Raw genomic sequence first — 7,292 nt, 5'->3', positions numbered from 1 at the left:
CAGCAAGTTTGATTAGATATTTGCACTCTGGAGGAATAGTAATGGTGGTCATGGCAGCTACAGTCGTCAAGAGGGGAAAAGTGGCACTTTACTGCGGTAAGCTTTCTTGTGCCACTTCCCTAAGGCTGAATATGTAAAAAATAATTGGCCAGTATTGTTATTGTCCCATTTAAGGACTCCGAATAGTGTTAACTCCAGCCAACTTATAACAAAAAAAATAACACACAAGGCTGGTAGTAGAGCATGCGTCATAAGCAGTAATGGAATTTTCTGCAAGCATCTCAGCCTCCTCTTCGGGGCCTCTTATGAAAAAAAATATAATAAAGACTGTTAAGCAGGACGCTGTTTCTCAAGAACGCAATAACCGCATCAAACTGCTGCCAGTGGCTATCGCCACAGTGGTCGCCAGTATGTCTGCTCCTGCTTGGTCACTTTCTTTCCAGCCTACCGATGAAGTGTCTGTTGACTGGGATACCACGCTTAACTATTCAGCTGCTTGGCGGATGAGTGATCATAATGACGATCTGATCGGGAGTCCTTTGGGAGATGACGGTAACAGGAACTTTGACAAAGGTTCTATGGTTACCAACCGTTTCTCTGTGATCAGTGAAATGGATATTCGTTATCAGAACATGGGCGCTTTCATCCGTGGCAGTGCTTTTTATGATGATGCCTACTTCGGAAAAAATGATAACGACAGCCCGTTGACCAATAACAATATCTCAGTGGCTTATAACGAGTTCACCGATGAGACTAAAGATGCTCACGGTAAAAAAGCTCGTTTGCTGGATGCTTTTGTTTACGGCAATTTTGAAATCGGTGAGCGTAACCTTAATGTCAGGGTAGGGCGTCAGGTGGTCAGTTGGGGGGAAAGCCTCTTTATCAGTGGTATCAGTACATCGATGTCTCCATCAGATGCCACCAAAGCTAACGTTGCTGGTGTGGAAGTCAAAGATATTCTCCTGCCTGTAGGCCAGGTTTTTGCCCAGCTGGATTTGACTGATAACCTTAATATTGCAGCCTATAGTCAATGGGAATGGGCCAAGACAGAGACTAACGCTGTGGGCAGTTTCTTCAGTGTTACGGATGGACTTGATGAAGGGGGAGAGCAAATTCTCCCCCCTGCTATTGCTGCTCTGGCCGCTCAGGGCGCTTATCAGCAAGCGCTGGCAGTTCTCAGGGCTAATACAGGGAACCCTGATGCTACCTTGCCAGCCTATGATCAGGCATACAGTCTGACCAGAGGTAAAGATGTTGATGCCAGCGATAGCGGACAGTGGGGTGTTGCCTTTAATTACTTTGCAGAAGGTTTGGGTAATGGTGTTGAGCTGGGCCTGTATTACCTCAATTATCATGAGAAGAATCCTGTAAACGTAGTCAGAAGCGGTGCCTATGATCCGTACTCTGAGCAGCCAGGAGGGTCATTTAATCCACTGAACTCTGTCACTATTCCTCAAATGCCAACGAGCTATCACCTTGAGTACTTTGAAGATATCAAGTTGATTGGTACCAGTTTCGGAACTTTGATTGGCGACACTAACGTGGGTGGTGAGCTGGCATTGCGCAAAGATACTACAGTGCTGGATCAGAATGGCAGTGCGATGAAAGCTGATACTATTCAGGCCCAGCTTTCCATGATTCATTCCTTCGGTGTGACACGTTTGGCAGACGAAGTGTTGTTTACCGGTGAAATTGGTTACAACAAAGTGCTTGGGAAAGATAAGGACGAAATTCAGTCGACTGCTGAACTGCATGGCTCTGGCCTGGCCGGTATGGTCACTCTGAAATACAACAACGTCTTTCCGGCCACTAATCTGGAAGTGCCGATCAGCTTCAGGCATAACATCGATGGAAAGTCAGCTGCAGGTGGCTTTACAGCCACGGCAAATAACACCGATCGTCTGAGTATCGGCGCCAAATTCTTCTACCAGGATCAATGGGAAGCAGGACTCAGTTACAACGCCTATTTTGGTAAAGCCGAAGATAATGCTTATACCGACAGGGATTATGTCGCTCTGAATGTGAAGTACAGCTTCTAATGTAAGAGAGTCATTGGGTTTCTGGGAGTCTGATCGAGAATAGACAGTTCAATTGAAAGTCGAGCGCTATTCCCGATTAGAATCCAGAGCCCGGAGCGTTGAAGTGCAGCGTACCTTGAAGTAATGAGAGCTACTGTGTTAGTAAGAGGCCGCTGCATTTTCAGAACAAGGAGTAGAATAATGATAAGAACCGTTCTGGCTGCCCCTATGGTTATGGTGGCTGCGGCATTTGCCCTGAGTGCCAGCGCTAAAGTTTCACTGGAAGAAGCCAAAAAACTGGATTCTGTTTTAACGCCCATGGGGGCTGAAAGAGCAGGTAATAAAGAAGGTACTATTCCCGCTTGGAATCCAAATTTTAAAGCACCGGAAGGCTATCAACCTGGTGATCGGTATCCGAATCCTTATAAGGATGAGAAGCCGATATTAACCCTGACAAAAGATAACTTCAGAGATCATGAAGATAAGCTCACTCCTGGTCTTAAGGCCATGTTCAAGAGCTACCCACGTTCATTCAAAATGAATATTTATCCTTCTCATCGAGACGGTGGGTATTCTGACTTTATTATTGAAAATACTCGGCTGAATGCTACTCGATCAGAAGTGGTTAGTGGTGGTAATGGTATCGAAAATGCCTTTGGTGGCAGCCCTTTTCCTATTCCACAAAATGGTCAGGAAGTGGTTTGGAATATGACCGTGCCTGCAGGGCCTCTTTATCGAAAGTCTACAACGCATGATGTGATGGTCTATCGAAATGGCCGACATCTTGTGGGACGAAACACCGTCATCAGACTGACACCCTATTTTGATTCTGACCTTGACTTGAAGACTTACGAGGATCAGGAACTTCCACTTCTGTTGCAAATTAACCTTTCCCATACACCCACCCGGGATAAGGGGAAAAGTACACTCGTTCATGAGTTTTTGAACAGGGATGAAAATCCCAGGGCTGCCTGGTCTTATACGCCTGGTGTCCGTCGGGTGCGTCGGGCTCCTACTATTTCTTACGATACCCCCCAAGGGCTGGGTAAAATCAGGACGACTGACAGTTCCTACGGCTTTAATGGCAATGTCGATAAATATGACTGGACTCTGCTTGGCAAGAGGGAGATGTACATTCCTTACAACAGTTACAAGTTCGAGCAGGAAGGTGTCGAATTTAAGGAACTGTTGCCAAAAGGCCACCCAAGTCCCGAATTTATGCGTTATGAACTGCATCGTGTTCTGGTTCTAGAGGCCAATCTGAAAAAAGGTGAAAGGAACGTCTATAAAAAACGTCAGTTCTTTATAGATGAAGATACCTGGTTGCCCATTCTTGTCGATCAGTATGACAATCGTGGCACGCTCTGGCGCACGAGTTTACAGAATACGATTAATATGTATGACTTGCCCGGAATTCAAAGAAGAACGATGTTCTACTTTGATTTGATTTCACGAGAATATCTGGCAAATGAAGTTTATAACAGAGCAACACAGAAGCCTGTTAATGAAGATGTAAAACAAATCTCTTACTTTACGCCGGGTACACTTAGAAAACTGGGTGTGCGTTAATTCTAACTAGGTATTCATCGCCTTTTAAATTAAAAAGAGGATCAGACAGAAGAAGGTGTTTTCGTGCTGAAACCACTCTCCAATGGAAAAGTTATTTTTGTATTTGATGTGATAACTGATTGTGTTTCTTGATAATGCGAGCGTTTTCACGTGCCGGGGCAGGAATTACCCTGCTTTCGGCTGCTTGCCAAAGCATTGAGTCTCTGACTGAAAAATAGAATGATTATGAAAATAAAAATAAAAAAATCACTATTGGCAGCCCCAGTTGTTAGTTTGTTAGCCACCATGACCGCGATGTCGGTTCATGCAAAAGTCTCACCGGAAGAAGCCGCCAAACTGGGTAAGGAATTGACCCCGGTGGGTGCAGAAAGAGCCGGTAATAAAGATGGGACTATTCCTGCCTGGAATCCGGATTTTAAACCGCCAGCTCATTACAAAGGCAGCGGCAGTGTTTATGTCGACCCTTATGAAGGTGAGAAACCTTTATTTACCATTACGGCTAAAAATGTTGATCAGTACAGGGATAAGTTGTCTCCAGGTACAATCAAGATGTTTTCGACCTTTCCAGAGACATTCAAGATGCATATTTACCCTACCCACAGGGATGGTAAGTATTCTGATTTCACTGAAAAGAACACGATCCTCAATGCGACCCGTGCGACCATGGCACCGGGTGGAAATGGTGTGGTGAACTCTTTTGGTGGAGCCCCCTTTCCTATTCCCAAAACCGGTGAGCAAGTGATTTGGAATGCCAACCAGGCAGGTACTCCTTATTTTTACAGTGAAACTGCCAGCACTATTGTCGTTTACCGTGATGGTACTCAGCTGGTGGGCAGTAAAACGGCCACTCGTCTGGCGCCTTATTTTGATCCAAACAGTGATATTGAAGAGTTTCAGGCCAAGAATTATCCGAAACTGTATCAGCTGGTTCAAAGGCACGCACCGACCCGGGATAAAGGTAAATCCATTGTCGTTCATGAGCCCCTGGATCAAAGTGCTATGGCACGGGCAGCCTGGTCTTATACACCGGGTGTTCGCAGAGTGAGAAGAGCACCCACAGTTGCTTATGATTCACCTCAGGGCCTGGGTAACTTCCTGCCGGTTGACAGTTCTTTCGGCTTTAACGGTGCTACCGATAAATACGATTGGAAACTGGTTGGCAAGAAAGAGCTTTATATTCCCTATAACGCTTATAAGTTTGAAGACCCTTCGATTGAATTCAAAGAGATGTTCCCTGCAAGTCATCCTAACCCTGAGTTTATGCGCTATGAATTGCATAGAGTCTGGGTGGTGGAAGCCAATCTTAAAGAAGGTGAGCGAAATGTCTTTAAGAAGAGGGTGCTCTATGTTGAAGAAGATGGTTGGATTCCAGCGGTTGTTGATATGTATGACGGCCGTGACAATCTCTGGCGTGTGACCTTTGTGAACTCCATAAATCGTTATGATATGCCTGGAATTGCCAGACGTACCTCGATTTATCAGGATCTGATTTCCAGAGAGTACATGGCAGGTGAGGTTTACAACCAGAGCAAAAATAAGCCTATCAATACTGACATTAAAGACGTGAGTTATTTTACTCCAAGTACTTTGCGTAAGTTAGGCGTTCGTTAATGGTTGGCAGGATTGGGCTCAAACGGGCTCAATCCTGCAGCTACTGCATGATTTTTCTTTTTCGTTTTTTATATTAGGAGGCAATATGAAGCTCTTTTCTGTTGATGATTGCCTGGGCGCTAAATGCTAATAATAAATGGCCAGAAATGTTATTGATGAGGTTGCTGCTAGAAGATAGTTTTTGATTTAAACCCTATGTGAAATGGAGCCATTAACTTAACCGTTTCTGTCTTAGGAATTGTACGTAAAAGCTGTTTTTGAGGGTGTTCGACAATTTCCAGTCATACCACTTGGGGCTTATGAGAATAATAATAATAATAATAATGAATTGTGAGCGGGATCAGCCCTTTCTTCTAGCCGATAAGGCTGACGTCACCGTCACAGGAAATAAACGTACAATCACGGAAGCCTTCCCACCTCCTGAACGTTTCAGGAACCAGTCTGAGCCAATGTCGCTCTGTACCGTGATCGTCTCTGCTTTACCGAATGCCGCAGTCGGAGAAAACCATCCGTCCTTTTCCTCTTGTGCCTGAGAGGAAGGCGATGTGTTGCGGTTCAAGTGCCTAAAGCGCATGAAAAGCCAAGGAAAGAAAAAATGATAATAAAAAAATCTCTTCTGGTCGGAAGTATTGTAGGAGCTTTAATTACTGCAACGGGTCTATCTGCAAAAGTAACCCCTGAAGAAGCCGCCAGGCTGGGTAAGGAGTTAACCCCGATAGGTGCTACACGAGCGGGTAATGCTGAAGGAACGATTCCGGCCTGGAATCCTGACTTCAAACCACCTGCCAGCTATAAAGGAAGCGGGTCTGCGTATCCGGATCCCTATGGGGATGAGAAGCCGCTTTTTACCATCACGGCTGCTAATGTGCAGGAGCATAAGGATAAGTTATCACCAGGGCAGGTAAAGCTCTTTGAAACCTATCCGGAAACTTTCAAAATGCATATTTATCCGTCTCATCGGGACGGGGCCTATTCCGACTTTATTCAGAAAAATACGACTCTGAATGCAACGCGGGCGACTCTTGCTGAAGGCGGTAATGGCGTTAAAAATGCTTTTGGTGGCGCACCGTTCCCAATTCCAGCTAACGGTGAGCAGGTAGCATGGAATCTCAATCAAGGGGGTTCACCTTTTTTTGATGTGCAGACAAACAATACTGTTGTTGTCTATAGAAATGGGTCACATCTGGTCGGCAAGCGGAAGGAGACCAGCCGTGCACCTTACTTTGATCCCAATAGCAGCATTGAAGCGTTTCAGGCCAGTAATTCCCCGCGCCTCTACCAGATTGTGGAGCGCTTTCAACCTTCCCGAGACAAAGGGAAATCCATACTGGTTCATGAGCCCATCGATCAGTCGGTTAGTCCACGTTCTGCCTGGTCGTATACGCCAGGAATTCGTCGGGTAAGACGTGCTCCTACCGTAGCTTATGATTCACCGCAGGGGTTAGGTAACTTTATCCCGGTAGACAGTTCATACGGTTTTAATGGTGCTACTGATAAATATGACTGGAAGCTGTTGGGCAAAACGGAACTTTATATTCCGTACCACTCATACAAGTTTGAGAATGCTGAGCAGCCTATGGATCAGTTGCTGACGGCAGGTCATGTCAATCCTGATCTGATGCGGTATGAACTGCATCGCGTCTGGAAGGTTCAGGCCACCCTGAAAGAAGACGAGCGTAATGTCTTCAAAACTCGAATGCTGTATGTGGATGAAGACAGCTGGGTACCTTCTGTCGTAGATCTCTACGATGGCCGTGATGTGCTCTGGCGTGTAACCATGCTGAATTCCATTAATATGTTCGATCTGCCGGGCGTCAGGAGAAGGGCTTCCATGTACCATGATTTATTGTCTCGTGAGTATTTGGTGGATACCCTCAAGAACTACATTGATTCTCAACAACCGATGAATACCAATGTGAAAGACGTGGCTTACTTTAAGCCCAGTACGCTTCGCAAGCTTGGCGTTCGCTAGGAGCCTGTCGGACTTACCACTGACCTACTGCGAAAAAGCCGGATTTGGCCATTTTCTATGATTCTTTTCGTTGAATAGCTCGCTATTCGCCTCAAATAATCATAAAAACTGTCTCAAACCGG

At 45.5% G+C, this 7,292-nt stretch carries 4 protein-coding genes; all 4 read left to right on the top strand.

Going from position 1 to position 7,292, the window contains the following annotated elements; all coding sequences use genetic code 11:
* Positions 1-305: 305 nt before the first annotated feature.
* The 4 genes from ACR2PX_RS16085 (at position 306) to ACR2PX_RS16070 (ending at position 7,170) form a co-directional block, all read left to right on the top strand.
* Complete coding sequence (locus ACR2PX_RS16085; protein ID WP_434000372.1) at positions 306-2,039, top strand: DUF1302 domain-containing protein; 1,734 nt, start codon at positions 306-308, stop codon at positions 2,037-2,039.
* A gap of 180 nt (positions 2,040-2,219) precedes the next feature.
* The gene (locus ACR2PX_RS16080) at positions 2,220-3,587 is read left to right on the top strand and encodes a DUF1329 domain-containing protein (RefSeq protein WP_434000371.1); all 1,368 of its coding nucleotides are present in this window, start codon (positions 2,220-2,222) and stop codon (positions 3,585-3,587) included.
* 225 nt (positions 3,588-3,812) lie between these two features.
* Entirely contained in the window at positions 3,813-5,198 is a 1,386-nt protein-coding gene (locus ACR2PX_RS16075) for a DUF1329 domain-containing protein (RefSeq protein ID WP_434000370.1), read from the top strand.
* Between the two features lie 595 nt (positions 5,199-5,793).
* Positions 5,794-7,170, top strand: a complete 1,377-nt coding sequence (locus ACR2PX_RS16070; RefSeq protein WP_434000369.1) for a DUF1329 domain-containing protein — start codon at positions 5,794-5,796, stop codon at positions 7,168-7,170.
* Positions 7,171-7,292: the final 122 nt, after the last annotated feature.

The sequence above is a fragment of the Endozoicomonas sp. genome (assembly GCF_051008435.1).
Classification (GTDB): Bacteria; Pseudomonadota; Gammaproteobacteria; order Pseudomonadales; family Endozoicomonadaceae; genus Endozoicomonas_A.
This window is presented reverse-complemented; position numbering and strand designations above follow the sequence as displayed.

Coding starts and splice junctions, on each gene's coding strand:
- ACR2PX_RS16085 (WP_434000372.1), top strand. CDS start 306: ATGAAAAAAAATATAATAAAGACTGTTAAGCAGGACGCTGTTTCTCAA.
- ACR2PX_RS16080 (WP_434000371.1), top strand. CDS start 2,220: ATGATAAGAACCGTTCTGGCTGCCCCTATGGTTATGGTGGCTGCGGCA.
- ACR2PX_RS16075 (WP_434000370.1), top strand. CDS start 3,813: ATGAAAATAAAAATAAAAAAATCACTATTGGCAGCCCCAGTTGTTAGT.
- ACR2PX_RS16070 (WP_434000369.1), top strand. CDS start 5,794: ATGATAATAAAAAAATCTCTTCTGGTCGGAAGTATTGTAGGAGCTTTA.